The 21,308-nt window shown below is 44.6% G+C and carries 23 protein-coding genes; 22 read left to right on the top strand and 1 reads right to left on the bottom strand.

All coding sequences use genetic code 11. The features are described from left to right. Positions 1–84 precede the first annotated feature (84 nt). From alaS to mltG, 7 genes are all read left to right on the top strand, one after another. On the top strand, positions 85–2,718 hold the full coding sequence (gene alaS, locus DSBG_RS06950) for an alanine--tRNA ligase (RefSeq protein ID WP_068963446.1): 2,634 nt from the start codon (positions 85–87) through the stop codon (positions 2,716–2,718). Positions 2,719–2,790: 72 nt separating this feature from the next. Next, the gene (locus tag DSBG_RS06945; protein ID WP_009616400.1) at positions 2,791–3,045 is read left to right on the top strand and encodes an IreB family regulatory phosphoprotein; all 255 of its coding nucleotides are present in this window, start codon (positions 2,791–2,793) and stop codon (positions 3,043–3,045) included. A 98-nt stretch (positions 3,046–3,143) separates the two neighbouring features. Continuing rightward, a complete protein-coding gene (locus DSBG_RS06940; RefSeq protein WP_068963445.1) occupies positions 3,144–4,088 on the top strand; it encodes an aldo/keto reductase in 945 nt (314 codons plus the stop codon). A gap of 50 nt (positions 4,089–4,138) precedes the next feature. Further along, complete coding sequence (gene ruvX / locus DSBG_RS06935) at positions 4,139–4,561, top strand: Holliday junction resolvase RuvX (RefSeq protein WP_068963444.1); 423 nt, start codon at positions 4,139–4,141, stop codon at positions 4,559–4,561. Between the two features lie 62 nt (positions 4,562–4,623). Further along, entirely contained in the window at positions 4,624–4,932 is a 309-nt protein-coding gene (locus DSBG_RS06930) for a DUF1292 domain-containing protein (RefSeq protein ID WP_068963443.1), read from the top strand. A gap of 152 nt (positions 4,933–5,084) precedes the next feature. After that, on the top strand, positions 5,085–6,428 hold the full coding sequence (locus tag DSBG_RS06925; RefSeq protein WP_068963442.1) for a VanW family protein: 1,344 nt from the start codon (positions 5,085–5,087) through the stop codon (positions 6,426–6,428). Between the two features lie 20 nt (positions 6,429–6,448). After that, entirely contained in the window at positions 6,449–7,495 is a 1,047-nt protein-coding gene (mltG, locus tag DSBG_RS06920; RefSeq protein WP_348980963.1) for an endolytic transglycosylase MltG, read from the top strand. Positions 7,496–7,672: 177 nt separating this feature from the next. On the opposite strand, the gene trpB is transcribed toward mltG, so the two are convergent. Then, a complete protein-coding gene (gene trpB, locus DSBG_RS06915; protein ID WP_068963440.1) occupies positions 7,673–8,842 on the bottom strand; it encodes a tryptophan synthase subunit beta in 1,170 nt (389 codons plus the stop codon). A 726-nt stretch (positions 8,843–9,568) separates the two neighbouring features. Here trpB and DSBG_RS06910 point away from each other — a divergent pair. From DSBG_RS06910 to DSBG_RS06840, 15 genes are all read left to right on the top strand, one after another. Further along, positions 9,569–10,828, top strand: a complete 1,260-nt coding sequence (locus DSBG_RS06910) for a peptidase U32 family protein (protein WP_068963439.1) — start codon at positions 9,569–9,571, stop codon at positions 10,826–10,828. Between the two features lie 21 nt (positions 10,829–10,849). Continuing rightward, positions 10,850–11,089: a DUF4911 domain-containing protein gene (locus DSBG_RS06905; protein ID WP_068963438.1), complete on the top strand. Its 240-nt coding sequence runs from the start codon at positions 10,850–10,852 to the stop codon at positions 11,087–11,089. A gap of 112 nt (positions 11,090–11,201) precedes the next feature. Then, entirely contained in the window at positions 11,202–11,471 is a 270-nt protein-coding gene (locus DSBG_RS06900; RefSeq protein WP_068963437.1) for a DUF4911 domain-containing protein, read from the top strand. A gap of 261 nt (positions 11,472–11,732) precedes the next feature. Further along, positions 11,733–12,476, top strand: a complete 744-nt coding sequence (gene sigK, locus DSBG_RS06895) for an RNA polymerase sporulation sigma factor SigK (protein WP_068963436.1) — start codon at positions 11,733–11,735, stop codon at positions 12,474–12,476. A gap of 69 nt (positions 12,477–12,545) precedes the next feature. After that, positions 12,546–13,076: a YqeG family HAD IIIA-type phosphatase gene (locus tag DSBG_RS06890; RefSeq protein ID WP_009616331.1), complete on the top strand. Its 531-nt coding sequence runs from the start codon at positions 12,546–12,548 to the stop codon at positions 13,074–13,076. Positions 13,077–13,269: 193 nt separating this feature from the next. Further along, complete coding sequence (aroE, locus tag DSBG_RS06885; protein ID WP_068963485.1) at positions 13,270–14,109, top strand: shikimate dehydrogenase; 840 nt, start codon at positions 13,270–13,272, stop codon at positions 14,107–14,109. 18 nt (positions 14,110–14,127) lie between these two features. Further along, entirely contained in the window at positions 14,128–14,439 is a 312-nt protein-coding gene (locus DSBG_RS06880; protein ID WP_242877452.1) for a prepilin-type N-terminal cleavage/methylation domain-containing protein, read from the top strand. A gap of 241 nt (positions 14,440–14,680) precedes the next feature. Then, positions 14,681–15,826, top strand: a complete 1,146-nt coding sequence (aroC, locus tag DSBG_RS06875) for a chorismate synthase (protein WP_068963435.1) — start codon at positions 14,681–14,683, stop codon at positions 15,824–15,826. Positions 15,827–15,844: 18 nt separating this feature from the next. Continuing rightward, positions 15,845–16,378: a shikimate kinase gene (locus DSBG_RS06870; protein ID WP_068963434.1), complete on the top strand. Its 534-nt coding sequence runs from the start codon at positions 15,845–15,847 to the stop codon at positions 16,376–16,378. Then, on the top strand, positions 16,350–17,441 hold the full coding sequence (aroB, locus tag DSBG_RS06865) for a 3-dehydroquinate synthase (protein ID WP_068963433.1): 1,092 nt from the start codon (positions 16,350–16,352) through the stop codon (positions 17,439–17,441). The genes DSBG_RS06870 and aroB overlap by 29 nt, the downstream gene beginning before the upstream one ends. A gap of 479 nt (positions 17,442–17,920) precedes the next feature. Then, the gene (locus tag DSBG_RS06860; RefSeq protein ID WP_242877450.1) at positions 17,921–18,259 is read left to right on the top strand and encodes a type II secretion system protein GspG; all 339 of its coding nucleotides are present in this window, start codon (positions 17,921–17,923) and stop codon (positions 18,257–18,259) included. 50 nt (positions 18,260–18,309) lie between these two features. Further along, entirely contained in the window at positions 18,310–18,735 is a 426-nt protein-coding gene (locus tag DSBG_RS06855) for a hypothetical protein (protein ID WP_491005713.1), read from the top strand. Continuing rightward, a complete protein-coding gene (locus DSBG_RS06850) occupies positions 18,722–19,285 on the top strand; it encodes a prepilin-type N-terminal cleavage/methylation domain-containing protein (protein ID WP_176716204.1) in 564 nt (187 codons plus the stop codon). Before DSBG_RS06855 ends, DSBG_RS06850 begins: the two co-directional genes overlap by 14 nt. Next, a complete protein-coding gene (locus DSBG_RS06845) occupies positions 19,249–19,617 on the top strand; it encodes a hypothetical protein (RefSeq protein WP_068963431.1) in 369 nt (122 codons plus the stop codon). Before DSBG_RS06850 ends, DSBG_RS06845 begins: the two co-directional genes overlap by 37 nt. After that, positions 19,614–21,299 carry a GspE/PulE family protein gene (locus tag DSBG_RS06840; RefSeq protein WP_068963430.1) on the top strand — a complete coding sequence of 562 codons (1,686 nt, stop codon included), beginning with the start codon at positions 19,614–19,616 and terminating at the stop codon, positions 21,297–21,299. The genes DSBG_RS06845 and DSBG_RS06840 overlap by 4 nt, the downstream gene beginning before the upstream one ends. Positions 21,300–21,308 lie beyond the last annotated feature (9 nt).

The raw sequence follows: 21,308 nt of genomic DNA, 5'->3' as shown, positions 1-21,308 counted from the left end.
GATTATTTTTTTGCTAAATTATTATGTCAAGTTTTGCTAGGAGAAGCAAAGCTTTCTTTATGAATTTTAAAGGAGTGTTTGTACATGTATACAGGCAATGAATTGAGGGACATGTTTCTTAAGTATTTTGAGGCTAAAGGTCATAAAATTTTGCCCAGTGCTTCGCTCATTCCCAAGGATGATCCAACTCTTTTATTAACGGTCGCCGGAATGGTTCCCTTTAAACCGTATTTTCAACGTCGGGTTGAGCCTCCCTTTCCACGAGCCACGACTGCCCAAAAATGCGTTCGTACCCCTGACCTTGAAGAAGTAGGCAAAACAGCCCGCCATCATACCTATTTCGAAATGTTGGGAAACTTTTCGTTTGGGGACTACTTTAAAAATGAGGCGATTCCTTGGGCTTGGGAGTATATCACTGAAGTATTGAAAATTCCTGCCGAAAAACTTTGGGTGACAATTTACCCAGAAGATGAGGAAGCGAAAAGGATATGGGTGGAAAAAGCCGGTGTCAAGGCTGAACGAATCATAGGAGACCCGGAAAACTTTTGGGCAGCCGGACCGACTGGGCCTTGTGGCCCCTGTTCAGAAATTTATGTAGACCTCGGAGAAACGAGAGGGTGTGGCAAGCCGGAGTGCGGCGCTGGTAGTTGCGATTGTGATCGTTACTTAGAAATTTGGAATTTGGTTTTTATGCAATTCAATCGTGATGAGGCGGGTGTATTAACTCCTCTCCCGAAACAAAACATTGATACGGGCATGGGTCTAGAACGGATTGCCTCGGTCATGCAAGGGGTGGAGACTAATTTTGATACCGATCTATTCCGACCCATTATTGACTATGTGGCCGAACTGGGGGGAATTAAGTATAGGGATAACCCTAAAAGTGATCTTGCGCTGAAGGTGGTGGCAGATCACGTTCGATCGGTATCGTTTATGCTAGCAGACGGAATTCGGCCGAATAATGAGGGGAGAGGATATGTCCTCCGTAGGATTTTGCGCCGTGCAATTAGATATGCCAAACTCTTAGGGATTGATAAACCGTTCTTGGAATCTGTCTTTCGGATCATTCAAAGGGATTATGCTCAAGCTTATCCAGAACTCAAGGAAAACGAGAATTTTATCCTTAACCATTTGAATTTAGAAGAAAAGAATTTTCAAGCAACGCTGGAGCAAGGTACTCAACTATTGCAAGAAAAAATCAAAGAGATCGTCAAACAGGGAGAGACCGTGTTAACTGGACAGGATGCTTTTTATCTTTACGAAACTTATGGTTTCCCAGCGGAGTTGACCGAAGAAATTCTTGAAGAACAAGGTCTGTCGATTGATATGGAGTCTTACAAAACGGCTGCGGAGGTGCATCGTCTCCAGGCTAAAGAACAATCTCAACAAATGCGTGCTGTAGCTGAAAGCCCGGAACTCATTGAAAAAGCAAAGCAATTAGGAGCTACACCCTTTGTTGGATATGAACAGGTTTCGGCAGTGACTCAGATCGCAGGACTGTTTGTCGACGGTACAGAGATGCTGGATGCTGGAACAGGAGAAGAGGTCATGGTCTTCCTTGCTGAGACTCCGTTTTATGCAGAAAGCGGAGGTCAGGTGTCAGACAGTGGAGTACTAAAAACCCCTCGGGCTGAGGCCAGAGTGCTGGAAGTGAAAAAGGGTGTAACAGGTACTATCTATCACCGCGTTAAGGTTACGACAGGGGTTTTACATGTTGGAGAAACAGTGGAAGCTGAAATCGACAACTTTTCTCACCAAGCTACGACACGTCATCATAGTGCGACTCATCTCTTACAAGCTGCTCTACGCTCCGTTTTAGGGGAACATGTACAACAAGCTGGTTCTTTGGTTACGCCGGAACGCTTGCGCTTTGACTTTACTCATTTTTCACCGTTGACACCGGATGCACTGAAAGCTGTAGAGGGTCTTATTAACGAAGCCGTGTTAAAGAATATGCCAGTAGAAGCGACCGAGATGTCATTAAATGAAGCGAAAAATAGCGGAGCAACGGCTCTATTTGGAGAAAAATATGGCGAGACCGTCCGCGTTGTTCGAATGGGAAGGTTCAGTCAAGAGTTGTGCGGGGGAACCCATGTCAAAAACACTGGGGAGATTGGATTAGTTAAAATTTTAAGTGAGGGTGGAATTGGAGCAGGCCTACGCCGGATTGAAGCGGTGGCTGGATTAGAAGCTTTAGCTTATCTCCGTGCCCTTGATGAGCAGGTAATGGAAGTTGCCCAAATCCTCAAAGCTCAACCTTTAGAAGTGGGTAAGCGTGTCAATGGGCTGGCGAGCCAGGTGAAAGACCTTGAGCGGGAAATCGCACAACTTCAGGCAAAACTTGGCAAGAATGAAGCTGAGGGGTTATTAAACCGTGTTGCAGATATTGAAGGAATTCAGGTAATAGCTGCCCAAGTCCATGTCTCAGACATGGAGGGCCTTCGTCAAATGGTGGATCTATTACGAGTTAAGCTCAAAGCCGGGGTCATTGTCTTGGGTGCGGTAAGTGAAGGAAAGGTTAACTTCGTAACGGTTGTCACTCCAACAGGTTTAAGTGGGCTTCATGCCGGACACATTATAAAAGAAGTGGCTAAAATAACGGGTGGCAGTGGTGGTGGTCGTCCAGACATGGCCCAAGCTGGTGGAAAAGATCCCAGCAAATTGGGTGAAGCAATTGATCGAGTTCCAACAATTCTTCGAGGATTTATTAAAAAATAGAGGGAAAACATCGAGAAACCAAGAATCTCTCTAGTGTAGCTTAGACAGTGGAAGTCGAAAGGGGGATGGCAAATGGATCGAATGGAAGAAACCATGATGTTTAAGGCCGTGGGAGAGGAAGTTGTTTCTGCCCACGATGTTTTACAGAAGGTGTATGCTGCTTTGCAGGAAAAAGGGTATGACCCGATAAACCAGATGGTTGGCTATCTCATGTCCGGAGACCCTGTATATATTACCAGTCATAATCAGGCGAGGGCGATGATTCGTAAACTTGAACGTTTTGAGCTGATTGAAGAGCTGGTCAGAACCTATTTGAATGCCAAATAATTGAGATAGATTAAACCCTCACTGGACGTGGTGAGGGTTTCCGACTTTAGGCGAGGCGCGAGGAATAATGCCTCGAACCTGGCGAAAGGAGAGTAGATATGCGCCAAGTTAAACTAGGTTTATGGGGGCCGCAAGTTTCGGAGGTGTGCTTCGGAAGCTTGGCCATATCCCCGCTACAAGGACGTGTAACGGAAGAAGAAGGGACTTTAGTTCTGAAGCATGCCCTTGAGCGAGGGGTAAATTGGATTGATACTGCGGAAATTTATGATAACTATGAGCAAATTGCTGCAGCGACAAAGGGTTATCCCGACGTGCGCATTATAAGTAAATCATATTCCGTCACTGCCGTAGAAATGCGCCAGAGCTTGGAAAAGGCGCGAACTGCTCTCAAGAGAGAAACACTTGATTATTTTTTGCTTCATGAACAAGAAAGCGCCCATACCCTCAAAGGGCATTCAGGCGCTTGGGAAGAACTTCTGAAGGCCAAGGAAAAGGGCATCGTCCGCTGGATTGGCATTTCGACGCATGCTGTTGCCGGAGTCCGGGCTGGAGCGCTCCAACCGGGTCTTGATGTGATTCATCCAATCTTGAATTACCAAGGGTTAGGGATTATCGATGGGAATTTAAGCAATATGCTCGAGGCCATTTCGTTTGCCGCAGATTTAGGAATTGGAATATATGCCATGAAGGTTTTTGGTGGTGGGCATTTAACCCATGATCCGGAAAAAGCTGTGGCCTTTATTCGAAGTATTAAAGGTGTACAGGCCATGGCTTTAGGAATGTCTAGCCGGGAAGAGGTGGATTATAACCTTCTTTTGTTAGCAGAGAAGGTTATTCCGCAAGACTTGCAGGAAAAAGTTAAACATAGAGAGCGGAAACTCTATATTGCTGATTGGTGCCAAGGGTGTGGGCGTTGTTTGGAAGCCTGCCCGCAGGGTGCATTGCACCTTGAAGACATGGTGGCAGTGGTGGATACTGAGGCGTGTGTGCTTTGTGGGTATTGTGGGAGAGTTTGCTCGCATTTTTGCCTTAAGATCGTATAATAACTAAATCGTTTCTTATACTAGGGGTAGGTTGGCTGGGAGGGGATATTATGCGAATTATGGGATTGGATTTTGGGTCGAAGACGATTGGCGTGGCGGTGAGCGATGCTTTTTTTTGGACGGCCCAGGGGGTTAAGACGATTAGGCGCTCGAAGAAGGAGATCGATGAGTTGCGTGAACTCATCCGTGAGTATGAGGTAAATGAGATCGTCATAGGCTATCCGAAGAATATGAATGGAACACTGGGGCCGCGTTGTGAAGCAACCTCTGAGTTTGCTGAACTTTTACGTTCGGAGTTTGGGCTTCTAGTGGAGTTATGGGATGAGCGTCTAAGCACGGTAGCAGCGCAGCGGACCCTTCTGGAAGCGGATGTGTCGCGCTCGAAACGGAAGCTCGTGATTGATAAGATGGCAGCTGTTTTTATTCTTCAGGGTTATCTGGATCGTAGGCAGAACAAAAATATTCCGGTGTGAGTATTTGACAATCATTACCTACAATAGTACAATGACCATATCTTTGATAAGAGGTGAATTATATGACTGAACATGATCATGACCATGAGCATGACGCTGAGGAATTTGACACAGTTGTGCTAACAGATGATGAGGGAAAAGACCATGAATTTCTCCATCTTGATACCTTGGAACTTGAAGGCTCGACATATTTTGTCCTGATGCCTATTTCGGAGGATGAATCCGAAGATGAGGAAGCTGATGAGGCTATTATCCTTAAACTAGGCAAAGATGCTGAAGGTGGCGAAATGCTGCTTGACATCGAAGACGATGAAGAGTGGGAAAAAGTGGCGGATGCTTGGGAAAACCTAGTTGAATCCGAAGATGAATAATCCTGACATCTACATAGGAAAATAAGAAGAACTCGTTGAGATTATCATCTCAGCGAGTTCTTCTTATTTATTGAAGTAAAAGGGAAAAAATTCAACAATAAACCTGCAATTCTACGGAGATACTAACGTTGACAAAAGTGGAGGTGTTGGTTATGAAGCACATAAGACAAACATTGATTTTGGCTCTTTATAAAGCTCTAGCTCTTTTTTTTTCGACATTGCTTATCGGAGGATGCTTCCCTACTAACCACATGATTGAGCCTAATAACCCTTCCACTCAAACTTCAGAGAATTCAGGTGTTGGAGCTAAAAATCAGATCATTCGTGAGGGAACAAAAATTGAAAGTTTGGATTTAAGTGGCACGCCCGTTTCTGATGCACCAATAAAAATAGAGGAATGGGCAAAGGGCCAGCTGGAAGAAACGCGTGTACTGTTGTACAATGAAATCGAGATTCCGATAACCTTAAAAGACATAGGTATTGATTTGGATACGCAGAAGACAATAGAAGGGACCCAGATTGCCCCCGGAACAGTTCTGCCGACTGTACTTAAAGTCGATTCATTGAAAGCAAGTCAGGCACTTGACGAAAAACTGAAAAAATTTACCCGACCTGCAAAAGACGCCTCTTATAAGATCGCTAATGACAAGGTTGTTATAACTCCGGCGCAGAGTGGTCGGACAGTTGACTTAGATCGACTGATTAGCGATATTCAAAAGATACCACTATCTAAGGTACCGGAACGGATAGATATTCCGATGAAAGACGTGCCCGCTGCAGTTACCGCTGAGACTGTACAAAACTTAGCTTTTGATACCGTTATTGGAGAGTACTCGACTAAATTCTCAGTTAATGAGAAAAATCGTTCTGCAAATTTGACTGTTGCGGCTAAAGCTATTGATCGAAAAATCCTTCGTCCAGGAGAGACATTTTCCTTCAATGATACAGTTGGTCCTCGTGAACCAAGTACTGGGTATAAAGATGCTTACATTATAATTAACGGCGAATATGTCAAAGGTACTGGTGGAGGTATATGCCAAGTTTCCTCAACCCTCTATAATGCTGTGCTTCTAAGTAATTTAGGAGTTGTGGAAAGGGCTCCCCATGAGGTAGCTGTAAGTTATGTGCCTGCCGGTCAAGATGCAACGGTCAACTATCCTAATACTGATTTTAAATTTAAGAATGATACCACTTCATTGGTATATATACGGGCAGATGTTAAACCGGGTGCTCTGACCCTTCGGATCTGGGGTAAGAAGACGGAGAAATCCGTACGCATTGAAAGACAGGTAGTGAAGACAATAGCCTATAAGACGGAAAGACGACTGGATTCTAAACTACCCGCAGGTCGTACTGTTCAGGAGCAATTCGGTTCTAAGGGGATTGTTGTAAATACCTGGAAGATCATTCGAGATGCTAGTGGAACCGAAACCAAGCAGTTCCTCGGTCGCGACTCGTATGCCCCAGCTAATCGAATTCTGCGCGTTGGAAGTTAGAATGGGTTCGTGAAAAGTTAGTGGAAAGAGAGCGTGGGAATATGTCCCCAAAAAGAAAAAAAAGACAGTGGAAGAGCTTTAGGGGTGTTATTCTTGTTCTCTTAGTCGGGGGCTTTGGATTCTTGTCGTGGTGGTCATGGGCGACAAAGCCTTACGCTCTTACAGGTAATAGTGAGAAGGTCACAATTGCTCCTGGAACAACAGCAGATCAACTCGGAGGGGAATTGCAACAACGTCATCTCATCCGCAGTGCTTGGGTGTTTAAATGGTTGGCAAAGTCACGAGAAGCTAATTTCAAGCTGTATGTTGGGAATTATAAATTGGCACCAACAATGTCTCCTGACGAAATAATTAATGAATTGCTTAATGGCCCCGAACTCACAGATATTAGTCATGTGACTATTCCAGAAGGGTACAATACTGAGCAAATTATCTCACTTTTAGTCCAAAAGGGGATTGGGAGTCAAGAAGAATTTACGAAGGTTATTACAGACGATACGTTTCCTTATCCCTTTTTACAGGGTGCCCCCAAAGGGATTCACCGCTTAGAAGGGTATTTATTTCCGGACACCTATTATATCAATTTGAAATCAAAACCACATGTTGTAATTGATATATTTCTTCAACAGTTTGCCAAGGAACTAACGCCAGAGGTACAGAAGCAACTTGTTTCAATGAAGCTCTCAATTTCTGACTGGGTTACCTTAGGCTCTTTGATTGAAAAAGAGGCGGTTAAAGCAACGGATCGTCCTCTAATTGCGTCAGTGCTAATGAATCGATTAAAGATTAACCAACCCCTTCAAGTGGATGCCACTATCCAATTTATACTGGGTACCCCAAAGCCGAAACTTTATAACAAGGACCTTCAGATTCCTTCACCGTATAATACCTATCTTCACCAAGGGCTACCGCCGGGGCCGATTGCCAATCCTGGAGAGGCCTCCTTGCAAGCGGTATTGCATCCGGCCCAAACGGATTTTCTATACTATGTGGCCAAAAAAGATGGTTATCATGCATTTGCTAAGACGTATGCTGAACATTTGAGAAATATAAAACTTTATCAGTGAGAATTTAAGCAAGATGGATTTTGCACGTTCACCCGAAACTCCGTTGCTGTGCACTGGACGCAACTCCGTTTGACGGGATTCACTTTGCAAAATCCATCTCTGCTTTGGGGAATAGGGGCTAGGTATGGGGTCTTTGGAGATGGTTTTGCATTGCAGGAATAGGGACCAATATTGGGGTTATTTAGACATCTCTTGAATTTGTTGAACGTCTTTGTCCCCGCGGCCGGAAAGATTGACAATGAGGATTTGGTCTGAAGTCATACTAGGAGCAAGTTTAAGCGCATAGGCGACAGCGTGGGCGCTTTCCAGTGCTGGGATGATGCCTTCACATTCAGAGAGCTTGTGGAATGCTGCAAGGGATTCTTCATCAGTTACGCTTACATATTCAGCACGACCGATATCTTTCAAGTAGCTGTGCTCGGGTCCAACACCGGGATAGTCTAAGCCTGCTGAAATAGAATGAGTGGCGAGGGGCTCGCCTTTTTCATCCGCCATGACGTAACATTTGAAGCCGTGTACGATTCCAGGTGCGCCGGCTGTGAGGGGAGCGGCATGTTTTCCTGTTTCTAAACCTAAACCCGCTGGTTCAACTCCAATAAGTTTAACACTCGAGTCAGGGATAAAGTTAGCAAACATACCAATAGCATTGCTTCCGCCACCGACGCAGGCCATGACTGCATCGGGGAGTTTACCTTCAGCTTCCAGTATTTGTTGACGTGCTTCTCGAGATATGATTGCCTGGAAGTGTTTGACCAGTGTTGGGAAGGGATGAGGACCGACAGCAGACCCCAGCATATAAAATGTGTTTTCGAAGTTGGTGGCGAAGTCTCCAAGAGCTGCATCCACGGCATCTTTAAGCGTGCGTGTTCCGGATGTGACGGAGATTACTTTAGCTCCTAACAGTTCCATGCGGAAAACATTTAGGGATTGGCGCTTAGTATCTTCTTCTCCCATATAAATAACACATTCCATGTCAAAGAGCGCACAGGCCGTTGCAGTAGCTACGCCGTGTTGACCGGCTCCTGTTTCGGCGATTACCCGTTTGACCCCCATACGCTTGGCAAGCAGGGCTTGCCCAAGGACATTGTTGATCTTATGTGCGCCAGTATGATTTAGATCTTCACGTTTAAGGTAGATCTTTGCGCCCCCTAATTGTTTAGAAAGTTTTTCGGCATAGTAGAGGGGGTTTGGGCGCCCAACATATTGGCGAAGATAATAGTCAAGTTCCTCATTGAAAGCAGGATCATCCTTATACTTTTCGAAGGCATCATCCAATTGATCTAGTGCATTTTGTAATTGAGGTGGGACAAAACTTCCGCCATATTCACCAAAATAACCTTTTTCCATAATAAGATTCCTCCAGTTTTATAATGTTTTAAAAATAAAAAAACTTTCCGCCCTTAGAAAGGACGGAAAGTTAATTTCCATTATGCCACCTTTTTTGTACAGATCCACAAAGTAGAATCCTATACTTCAAGCTTAGATACGGAGTAGGAGTGTATTCTCATGCATAATTATAAGCAGATGCGGAGAGTCGACCTCTCGATATCCGTGTTTCTGTAACGGGAAACCCCCGGTAGCACCTACTGACTCTAAAGCGTTCGGATTACGACTCTGAGATCCATTCGATCTACGGGAAGTGTATCAGACTTTCACCTTCTCTGACTCGCTTAAACATTCCGCAAAGACTTACTATTTCTCATCATTGTCTTGTAATATTTTCCTGTATTGTAATATGGCAGAGGCTGGACGTCAAGGGGTAATTTGTTAAAATCACGGGTCGTTGGAGCGAGATGGTTTTGCACATTCATCCGAAACTCCGTCGCTGCGCGCTGAACGTCACATTATACGGGAAAATTTCTTGAGATTAATTCCGAATTAGAACAAGCACGCCCTTGGAAGAAAGAGGACAAGCACTTGTTTTTAGGGTATAGTATATGAGGGAGAGTTGAAACTTGGGACTCTAATAGTGAAGATTGGGTTGTGTTATAAGCGATGATTTACGGTTGTGCAGCATAATTGTATATGTTTGATATAAGGATAGTATGAAGTTAAAAAGTTAGGGGTATTTTTATGAAGAAACCTGAGTTACTGGCTCCTGCAGGGGACTGGGAAAAATTAACATATGCGCTGGCTTATGGTGCAGATGCGATTTATATGGGTGGTCAAGCTTTTGGGTTGCGAGCTTACGCCGGAAATTTCGGCTCGGATGAAATGGAGAAAGCCGTTCGTTGGACGCATGAGCTGGGGAAAAAGATTTATGTCACTGTGAATATTTTTGCTCATGAAACGGATTTTGAGGAACTTCCAGCTTATCTAAAGCAATTAGAAGCACTCGGCGTAGACGGCGCTATAGTCTCTGATCCAGGAGTTATTGGGATAGCTCAAGAAGTTGCTCCTCATCTGCCGCTACATTTAAGCACTCAAGCGAATAACACGAATTCGTATTCTGTACGATTTTGGTTGAAGCAAGGGATCGAACGAGTTGTGCTTGCGCGCGAACTGACGCTTGAGGAGCTAAGGGAAATGCGTGCCAAAGTGGTGGGCGGGTTAGAGATCTTTATCCATGGAGCGATGTGTATGTCCTATTCTGGCCGGTGTTTACTGAGTAACTATTTGACAGGTAGGGATGCCAATCGGGGTGAATGTACGCAGCCTTGTCGTTGGGGATACGCCTTGGTGGAAGAAAAACGACCAGGAGTTGTTTTTCCGATCGAGGAAGATGAACGTGGCACTTACGTCTTTAACTCTCATGACTTATGTCTTTTGCCGTACCTGCCTTTGTTAAAACCGATCAATATTGACAGTTTTAAGATCGAAGGACGGATGAAGAGCGTTCAATATGTTGCGAGTACAGTAAAGGTTTATCGAGAGGCAATTGATACGTTGTGGGAAGAAGGGGAGGAAGTTTTTCAAGCTAAGCTGCCGGGGTGGCTGGAAGAGATGGATAAAGTAAGTCATCGAGACTACTCTGCAGGATTTTTGTTTGGTAAACCAGGAGCTAAGTCGCATAACTTGGAGACTTCGCATTATGTTCGGGATTATGATTTTGTTGGGGTGACATTAAGTAATGAAGAGATTGAAACTCTTCCAATTTTGTCGGATGAAAATTCAGTCTGGATTGAGCAAAGGAACCATTTTAAGTTAGGCGAAATTTTAGAAGTTTTAACTCCGCATGGCGTCTCTTGGTCTTTCGAGATTAAGGAAATGTGGGATATTGAAGGGACACCAATAGAAGTGGCTCGCCATGCCCAACAAAAGATCAGAATGACAGTACCGAAGGAGATACAACAGTATAGTATTCTTCGAAGGGCGAAAAGAGAGAAAAAATAAGTTGATTAAGGGGACGATGAAATGAATCCCTTAGAACAAGTAAGTTCTGAGTTTGCGGAAGCAGGTGTTATTGTTAAAGCCCGCTTAGAACGAGTAGAAATGCAGATGTTAGATAAGCTGGTCGAAGGTTTAGGCCATCTCGGCATAGTAACGACGACGAATAAAGCATTGGGAGAAGTTATGATTCAAACGACGAAACAATGTTGGCCGGATTTGAAGGAAGCCATAGAAAATATGCCGTTCGAGATAGAGTTCATTTGATTAATCTATCTATTTATTTATCCTTTTGCTTAATTATCTATTTTAATGAAAGAACTCTTTTTGATTCTATCTGCTTGAACTTTGAAAATTTTAATATGAGGGAGAATAGCTGATGAACAATCTAGAAGTACATAACGACCCTCAAGTGAACTCTAAGCATACCAATACTGATCTTATCATTAAAGCACACATAAACCGTTCGGAAATTCAAATATTATGTAAACTTGTTGAGGGTTTAGGGCATCTAGGCATTGTAACGACAACGAACAAAGAGTTAGGAGAAGTAATGCTCCAAACGACGAAGGATTGTTGGCCGGAGTTGAAGAAAGCCATAGAGAATATGCCATTGGAGATAGAATTTTTACAATGTAGTGAACATTGAACTTCAACTGGAAGTATACGCTTAAAATCTAATAACTTAGAAAAGAGTTGTAGATATGATATTTGGTTACTTCTGTGATCATTGGAATGCTTTTAGTGATAGCGCCATTTGTTCTTAAATCAGTATTATAGAGCAATCTAGAATCCGCCTTTCATAAAATATGGGAGAGCGGATTTTTAAAATTTATGTGGATAAGCAAAATCTCCTTCTTTTCAGCATAGTTATTAGAACATACAACACGGTGCGAAAGGAGTTGAGATAATGTTTACAGAACTATTTTTTGTTAGTATTGCACTCTCTGTTCTTAAGGGAGTTTCATTACTGGTCTCGTATATTAACAACAATGCCTTTCCCCAGCCTTTGAGTGAGCAAGATGAAGCTCGTTACTTGAGAATCCTTAGCGAAAGTAAAACAGAACCATTTACCCTTACCCGTGAGGTCGAGCAAGCGCGCAATACCTTAGTAGAGCATAATTTGCGTTTGGTGGCCCATCTCGTAAAGAAATTCGACGGAACTGGAGAAGACGGCGACGATTTAATCTCCATCGGTACGATTGGTTTAATCAAAGGGATCAATACATTTGATCCCAATAAAGGAACTAAGCTGGCTACCTATGCAGCGCGCTGTATTGAAAATGAGATTCTGATGCATTTACGGTCATTAAAAAAATCAAGGGGAGAAGTTTCGATATACGATCCAATTGGGATGGACAAAGAAGGCAATGAGATTTCACTCATCGATGTACTTGGTTCGAACGAAGAGGATATCTCTATAAAAGTTGAAAACGAGTCTGAGCAAAAGGCTTTGCTCGAACTTGTAAAAAAATTAAATCGGAGAGAAAAATTAGTTCTCCAGTTACGTTATGGCTTGATGAACAGTCCGAAGCGAACTCAACGGGAAATCGCAAAGGCTTTGGAGATTTCAAGATCCTATGTTTCGCGTATTGAGAAGAAAGCAATTCAAAAATTGATGGAAGAGATGGGGAAGATTAATTCAAATAAGTAAGTGCGTTACTTGCTCTAATGGTGTCCTCTAAGGTATAATTATGAAAAGTTCTGCACTTTGGAGGGTTCAATGTTTGAGTATTTTCGACCGACACTTCAAGCGCCTTCACTAGATCTTATTTCGGTTGAACAACTTGTTCAGGACGGGATCAGAGGGCTCATTATCGATTTGGATAATACTATGACCCCATGGAATGCTGTCGAAGTGGGTCCTAAAGTGGCAGAGTGGTTTATCAAAGTTAAGACCGCTGGAATTCGTGCGTGTGTTGTGTCAAACAATAAAAAGCGCCAGCGTGTAGCCGTTGTTGCTGAACGATTAGGAATTCCTTTTGTTTTTCGAGCGACTAAGCCACGAGGCAGGGCGTTTCGAGCAGGAATGAATCGTTTGGGAACAGGGCACAAGGATACTGCTGTCATTGGAGATCAGTTGTTTACAGATATCCTGGGTGGAAATAGACTTGGTCTCTATACGATTTTAGTCACCCCGATTAATGAAAATGAGTTTATAGGAACCCGTATTTTGCGCCAAATGGAGAAGTTACTTGTTTGGCTGATGAAGCGGTTTGCTCCGGCAAAACCCTTTAGCCCAAAAATACATTAAGCTTTAAGGGAATGGCCTGCCATTCCTTTTTCTCTATTCTAAAAAAGTCGGAAGTCCCTTCTCGCCATCACGGCGCCTTGCCATCCTGCAAGAAGGTTAATACGTGCGAAGACAGTGTCTGTTAGAAGGGTAATCCGTGCGAAAACAGTGTTTTCGTGGGCCAGCGGACGAACATGTAAAGGAATGTTACAAAATGGAGAAACATTATGCCGTTATTGGGCATCCAATCGAGCATTCGCTCTCTCCTGCGATGCATAATGCAGGGTATCAAGCATTAGGGCTAGACATAGAGTACCAACGATTTCATGTAGAGCCTGACCGTTTAATTGAGGCGGTAGACGGCCTTTGGGCATTGGGCTTTTCTGGTTGGAACGTGACTCTTCCGCATAAGGAAAATATTATTTCTCTCCTCGATACTCTTACGCCCCAAGCTAGGCGCGCTGGTGCAGTTAATACTGTGAAAATCCATGAAGGACAGAAAATTGGTCATAATACAGATGGTGATGGGTTTGTTCGTTCGATAGAGGGAGGACTCAACGGATTTAAAGGAAAAAAAGCCGTCCTTCTTGGAGCGGGTGGAGCCTCCAAAGGGATCGCCATAGCACTGGCTGAGCAGGGGATGCACTTGCATATTCTTAATCGAACGACGGATAAGGCGGAGGCTCTTGTTCAAGTGATCCAACGAGAGGGAGGAACGGCCACTTCGGGAGTGTTTGCTCCGGGAGAGTGGCTTTGGGATGTCGACCTTTTGGTGCAGACAACCTCGGCGGGATTACACGGTGAACCGTTTCCGTTTTCAGTGCAAGGGATTTCTGAGCAAGCGCTCGTCGTCGATATAATCTTTAACCCCTGGGAAACATCTTTTCTACAAGAAGCGAAGCAACAGGGGTGTCATACGCTTAATGGACTGGGTATGCTTCTTTACCAAGGGGCATTGGCATGGGAGTTCTGGCTCGGTGGACAAGCTCCTGTCGAGGCGATGCGCAAAGCCTTGCAAGAACAACTCTCACCGAGGATGTCATCTAAAGCATAGGTGAAAAGGAAGAGAGACATGAGCGAGGCAAGAGATGAAGAGAGAGGATTTACTCTCCTGGAAATATTGTTGGTGTTGATTCTTTTGTCTGGTGCAGGTTTTGTGCTCCTCATTAAGCTTCCTATCCACTTTGAGAAGGAAAACCTTGCTTTTGCAGCTACTCAATTACTGGAGGAAATTCGAGATGCCCGGCAGGCCGCTTTGGCGGAGAATTGTTGGTATGAGATCAAATTTTATCCTCAGAAAGGGGATCATCATTATCAGGTTTTCTGTCAAGGCACACAGGGTAAAAGATATTCATTTAAAGGATGGGATCCAGTTCGCGGATAAACCGGGTAATTTAACTTTTAATGCTTCAGGGCGAAGTGTGGGCACAACCATCGCTTTAAAGAATTCAGCGGGTGAGCTCAAGAGCGTTGTTGTTGCCCCAGTGGGAATGCGTATTAGAGAAAAGTAAGCTTCAAAAGGTTAAATATTAGACTATTTCTTTTAAAAATCTCTTGATAAGTTGACTGCAATAATTTATATTTCATTTCTTAAATTACTATGGGTCAGAGAGAAGGGACAAAAAGTGCGTTTTTTGACGGCAGGGGAATCACACGGTCAGAAATTAGTGGGCATTATTGAAGGTCTTCCTTCAGGAATGAAGATTTCCAAAGAGAGTATTGATAAGGCCTTGAGACAGCGTCAACAAGGTCCTGGGCGCGGCGGTCGAATGGCCATAGAACAAGATGAGGTTCAGCTTATTTCTGGAGTAAGGGCAGGGTTAAGTACGGGAGCTCCGGTTGCCTTGGAAATTGTTAATCGTGATTGGGAAAACTGGGAAAAAATCATGGCTTCGGGAGAAGAGGCTGATTTAGAGAGTCGTAAAGTAATGACACCTCGTCCAGGGCATGCTGACTTAACTGGGGCTCTTAAATATCGTACTGAAGTCCGGAATATCCTCGAACGAGCAAGTGCCCGAGAAACGGCTATGCGAGTCGCGATCGGCAGTATTGTTAGACAAGGGTTGTCTGCCCTAGGGGTGGAGATTAAAGGGCATGTCCGCGCGGTAGGTGGTGTCCATGCGGAATATACGGACGGAGAAGACTATTGGCAACGTGTAAAACAATCGGAGTGGTCTGTAGGGGATCCTATTGCTGAACAACAAATGGGAGAACGACTCATCTCAGCTCGGGAGCAAGGTGAATCCCTTGGGGGACTATTAGAAGTGCAAGTTCTTAGTGTTCCTGCAGGCTTAGGATCTCATGTGCAGTGGGATCGTAAGTTAGATGGAAAACTAGCTCAAGCGGTTCTTTCGGTGCAAGCGATTAAAGGAGTCTCCTTTGGCTTAGGGTTTGAAGCGGGCGAACGAATGGGATCGTTGGTTCATGATCCGATCCATTATAGTCAGGGTCAAGGCTTTAAAAGAGGTTCTAATCATGCCGGAGGGATCGAAGGGGGCATGAGTAACGGAGAATCCATAGTCCTTCAAGCGGTCATGAAACCCATTCCTACGCTGTACCAACCACTAGACACAGTGCATCTAGCAACTAAAGAGGTGGTTAAGGCAAGTGTAGAGCGTTCCGATGTTTGTGCAGTACCAGCCGCCTTAGTTGTTTTAGAACATGTGGTGGCTTGGGTGATCGCTGAAGCAGTGCTTGAGAAATTCCCTGCGGATAGTTTTATAGAATTACAAACAGCTTGGGAAGCTTATCGAGCGTATTTAAGACTTTAACATAGAGAGGTGATCTCCATGCGAAACATAGTTCTCATTGGATTTATGGGAACAGGCAAAAGTACAGTTGGTAAGCGCCTGGCTCAGTCGCTGGCTTGGGACTTTGTCGATACAGACTGTGAAATTGGAGAAGTTACAAACTTGAGTGTGACTGAGATTTTCCGACGTCATGGGGAGACTCGTTTTCGTTCAGAGGAAAGAATAGTGGTTGCACGGCTTAGTCAGCAGGAGCAAATCGTGATCGCAACGGGCGGAGGGACCGTGTTAAACCCGCTTAACTGGGAAGCTTTAGCCCAGAATGGGATTGTGATCGCTCTTCATGCCTCGCTTGAAGCGATTATCAGCCGAATTGGACATAAAAATGACCGGCCGCTGCTCAAGGGCTCCAAAGAAGCGATTGAGAAATTATGGTCTGAACGCCAGGAATGTTACGCGCAAGCTGATTTCACAGTTGACACGACTGAAAAAAGTATAGACGAAGTGGTAAACGAGATTTTGGCACGGCTGGGGAGGCGGAATAATAATGAGTTTAGCGGAGTTGCAAAAGATTGAAGTAACGGCGGGGAGACCGTACCCAGTATTGTTAGGTGCACAGCTTGAAGAGTTAGGAAAATACGTCCAGGCTCATCTTAAAGATGTGGAGCATATTCTGATTATTACCAATCAGGCAATCGCAGATCTTTACGCCGAACGGCTTAAGAAAGGACTGCTTGACTATCGGGTGAATTTATTGACAGTCCCTGCTGGAGAAACAGAAAAGTCATTGGAGCGCTTAAGTCAGCTCACGACAGCAGCTCTGCGCTGCGGAGCAGACCGCCATTCCCTTGTAATTGCAATGGGAGGTGGTGTTATTGGGGATTTGTCTGGGTTTTTTGCCAGTGTCTTCATGCGTGGGATTCGTTTGATCCAAGTCCCTACCACGTTATTAGCTCAAGTGGACAGTAGCATTGGTGGGAAAGTTGCAGTGAATCATCCAGCTGGAAAGAATATTATTGGTGCCTTTTATCCTCCGCTTGCGGTTTGGACAGATTTTACGACGTTAGAAAGTTTGCCGTGGGAAGAAGTTGAAAACGGTTTAGCTGAAAGTATAAAGCATGCCTTAATTGCCGATGTGAGTCTCCTCGATTTTTTTGAAACTCAGCAAGAGGGCATTAAGCAACGGGATACAATGATCTGGCGTGAAATGGTGACTCGGTCGTCAACGGTCAAAGTGAGAATTGTTTCCCAGGATGAACGAGAACAGGGGTTACGTGCCTTACTGAATCTAGGACATAGTTTTGGGCATGCTTTAGAAACAGTGATGAACTATCATGGAGTGACCCATGGGCAAGGGGTCAGCATTGGCCTGGTAGCTGCCGCGTATCTGGCGAACGCCAAAGGGCTCATAACCACGCAAGAGGTTGAGCGAATCAAACATTTGTTAAACACCTTTGGTTTGCCGACTGAGATTAAAGACCAAGACCCACAGGTTTTGTTGCAACTTATGCAAGCAGATAAGAAAAACCAGGGGGGACGGAAAATTCTAATTCTCCCTCAAGGGATTGGGCAAGCAGTTATTTCCAGGGATTGCGCAGATTCGGAGATCTTGGACGCCTGGAAACAAGTTATTAAATAGTTAAGGACATTTGCGAAATGAAGGATCAATTACAAACGGAGTCTGACGAGGATGAGGGACTTTGTTAAAGAGTAAGGGTACGATGCAACGTGCCCTTATTTTTTTTATTTAGTAAGCTTTTCATACTATTTGAAGGGTCCCTTCTCGCCATCCTGCAAGAAGGTTAATACGTGCGAAGACCGTGTCTTCGCGGGCTACAGGGACACTCGGCCATCCGTGGAGCGCATAAGTGTAATTTTGGTGCCGCCTCTGTCTAGGTTAGGTGCTAGCCAAGTTCTCTATGGACATCAAATTATAGCATAAATAGGGAAAAACTGAGATTTTCTTAGAGAGAATAGCTAAAGATTGTATTTCTAATAAAGATACGTCGACGAAGCAGGAGTTTCAGAGTGAATAGAGAAGATGAAAAAGGAAAAATGAGGTAATAAAACTATATCTTAGACATGGTGGTGAAGATTATTGAAAGTAGGAGCAAGGGGTTGCTGATAGAGAGAAATTTGCAATCAGGTTTTACTTTATGGGAACTCCTGCTGGTTCTCTTTCTGATGGGGGTTCTTCTGACTTCAGTTATTCCTCATTTCGGTTCAGCGTCAAACCAAGTTTTAGTCCAGGTCGATCTAGCTAACATACAGAAGATTGAGGGAGCTGCCCAACTTTACAGGATAGATGTCGGAGCCTATCCGCCGAGTGTTCAGGATTTGGCCCAAGCCCCTAGGGGAGTGAGTAGATGGCGTGGTCCTTACTTAAGTGAGATTCCAATAGACCCTTTCGATTCTACTGAAGGCTACCAGATTGATGCTTTTGGGCAAGTCAAATAGACGTAAGGGCGGGTCATAGGCACTGAGAAAAGAGGATTTCGTGGGAGTACTTGCATCGTGCCTATGATAGGAAAAAATATAAGGGAGGAGAGATTACGAAAAAGAACATACAAGGCTATGTACTTCTAGATGTGTTGCTTGCTGTGTTCCTTTTTTCTTTAGGGTTTGCTGTTCTCTTTGGTTTAACAGAGGGAGCGGTTTCCGAAGCTCGGCAAGCGGCGACACTCATGGAGGGAGCGAACCTTGCCCAGAAAAAAATGGATCAACTAGCAGTTCATGCTTGGGATGACAACATTGATCGGCAGGTTTGTATTCCCGGTGGAACAGTGGAGGGCAATGAAGAGAATTTTCATTGGCTAATAGTGTCGAGTTGGGATGATCTGCCCCAGCTTCTAAGAGTCAGGGTGGAAGTGCGTTGGAGCGAACGAGGATACCCTAATATTTACAAACTAGAGAGCCTTTATGCGGTTGAATAGAGGTGTGTTTTATGCTGAACGTGGTTTAACGCTCCTAGAAGTTTTAATTGCCTTGTTAATCTCCGGAATTTTTCTGGTCATAGCGATGCGCTTTTTAACAGATCAGTGGCGAGGCGCGCGTAGCCTTAAAAATTATTTGGAAGCTCACTATGCAGTGATGACGTCAGGAAAAACAATCTCAGATGTGATTCGCACGGCGAAAACCGTGGAATGGGTTAACAATACAACAGTACTTAAAGTTTTGCCGATGCCAGATGAAACCAATCTAGTACCCACTCTCGATTCTTATTTCGTTGATGACTTAGATCGGGATGGAATAAAGGATCTGTATTGGAGACACTTGGGCGTTTCTCAGCCAGTTGCGAGTTATATCACAAGATGGGAATGTGCGGAGGTGGAACAGGGGTTGTGGGACGTTTGCTTAGAAGCCAATGTCGATGGTCAAATCGTGACGTGGAGAGGGAGCGTTCGGAGGCGGACCTATTCTCCAGTATCTCAAATAGGCGCAGGGCAATGGGTTATGTCAGCCTGCTCGTCCTCGTTCTTTTGACGACCTTGTCAGGACTGGGAATGGAAGAATATCTGAAGGCCAACGTGGAGAATCGAATGGTAAGACGTGTCGCCCAAAGCCAACAGGCCCTTTACGTGGCTGAAGGAGGAATTGAGTGGGCGAAGGCCCATCTGCTTGTCAACTCCGAATTGCGGCAGGGAAGTTTAGCGTTGGCTACTGGGCGTGTTGACGTCGTAATTGAGCCTATAGAAGGAGGATATAAGGTGACTGCTCAGGGACATACCGGTTTAGCCATTCGAAAAATTGAGGAATTACTTCAATTTGATGACGGAAAATGGGTTATGACCAGCTATCAGGAACTGCATAGATGAACAAAAATGAATTCGGTCAGTTTTTACTCACTCATAGCTATATCAACGCTGAGGAATTGGCAGAGGGATTGGAAGTTGCTCTGGAAAGTGGCGAATCAATCAGTGAGGTTCTGGTGCGGATGGGAGTGGTGCCCAAAGCCAGGTTAGCGGAAGCTGTTCGTAGATATCTAGGTATCCCAGAGATTTCTCTGACCCAAGTCATTATTGACTCTGAGGTAGCAGGGTTAATTCCTGAAGAAATAGCTCTTCGCTATACCCTCATTCCTTTTGAACGAAGTCTGGGGATTTTAAGAGTCGCCATGTTAGACCCAACCAATGAACGTGCTCTCCGAGATGTACGAATGTTCACTGGGTTAGAGATCGAGCCGGTTTTTGCCAAAGCTGAGGAAGTCCAAACTGCAATTAGACAGTTTTTAACGGTCGAACAATCGGTTGCTCAACTTGCTCATCTTGAAAACAGAACCCTCGAAGACCAAGCTGTTTGGTCAATCAAGTCTACAGAGGTCGATTCTCAGGAAGAAGATGCGCCCACACTTAAGTTGGTCCATTCTGTGTTACACGAGGCGGTCGTGCAAGGGGTAAGCGATATTCATTGGGAACCTCGCAAAAACGATTTTGTGGTTCGCTATCGCATAGACGGTAAACTTATTAGGAAGCATGTTCTCTCATCGAATGCAGTGCGAAGTATCATCTCCTGTTTAAAAGTTATGGCGCAAATGGATGTTGCGGAACGCCGGATTCCTCAAGATGGTCGAATGACCTTGAGTGCTGGGCTTCGGTGTGTAGACGTTCGGATGTCCTCAATGCCTACTGTTTATGGAGAAAAAATTGTGATGCGCATTCTAGACCCCCAGATGGCTCAGCGTCCACTTAATGGCCTTGGTATGCGCTCAGAGGTTGAATCAGGGATACAAATCTTGTTAAAACGAACGAACGGTTTAATCTTAGTTGTAGGGCCAACAGGCAGTGGGAAAACCACAACCCTTTATGCCTTGCTCAGAGAACTTAATGCCGAAGAGCAAAACGTCATTTCGATTGAAGAGCCAGTAGAATACCAACTTCCAGGGGTAAACCAGGTTCAAGTCAATCTCCCTGCTGGACTTAGTTTCGCTGTGGGATTGAGGCATATTTTGCGGCAAGATCCAGATGTGATCATGATCGGCGAAATTCGTGATCAAGAAACAGCCAGAATTGCTATCACCGCTTCGCTCACAGGACATTTGGTTTTATCTACGCTCCATACTAATACAGCTGCTGAAGCATTAGCTCGACTTATGGATATGGGGATTGAACCATATCTCCTTGCATCGGCTGTTAGTGGGGTTTTATCTCAACGCTTGGTTCGCCGCTTATGTGAACATTGTAAGACGTCATTTAGAGTATCTGAGGCGGAGAAAAGAGCATTCCGGTTGCCAGCATCTATTACCCTGCTCTATCGTTCTAACGGATGCCCACAATGTCTTGGAACTGGGTTTCGAGGCAGGATTGGGATTCATGAGTTTTTAATATATAATCCCGAGATCAAGAAACTCGTACTTTCCCGGCATAATGCTAAAGACATTGAGCAACAGGCGATGGTTTCAGGAATGCTCACAGTCTTTGAAGATGGGCTGTTGAAGGTGGTTCAAGGGTTGACGACAGTAGAAGAGGTACTACATGCTGTTTCTGGAATTGAAGGGTAAGAGGAGAGG

This window comes from Desulfosporosinus cupriresistens, from assembly GCF_001707885.1.
Taxonomy (GTDB): domain Bacteria; phylum Bacillota; class Desulfitobacteriia; order Desulfitobacteriales; family Desulfitobacteriaceae; genus Desulfosporosinus.
This window is presented reverse-complemented; position numbering and strand designations above follow the sequence as displayed.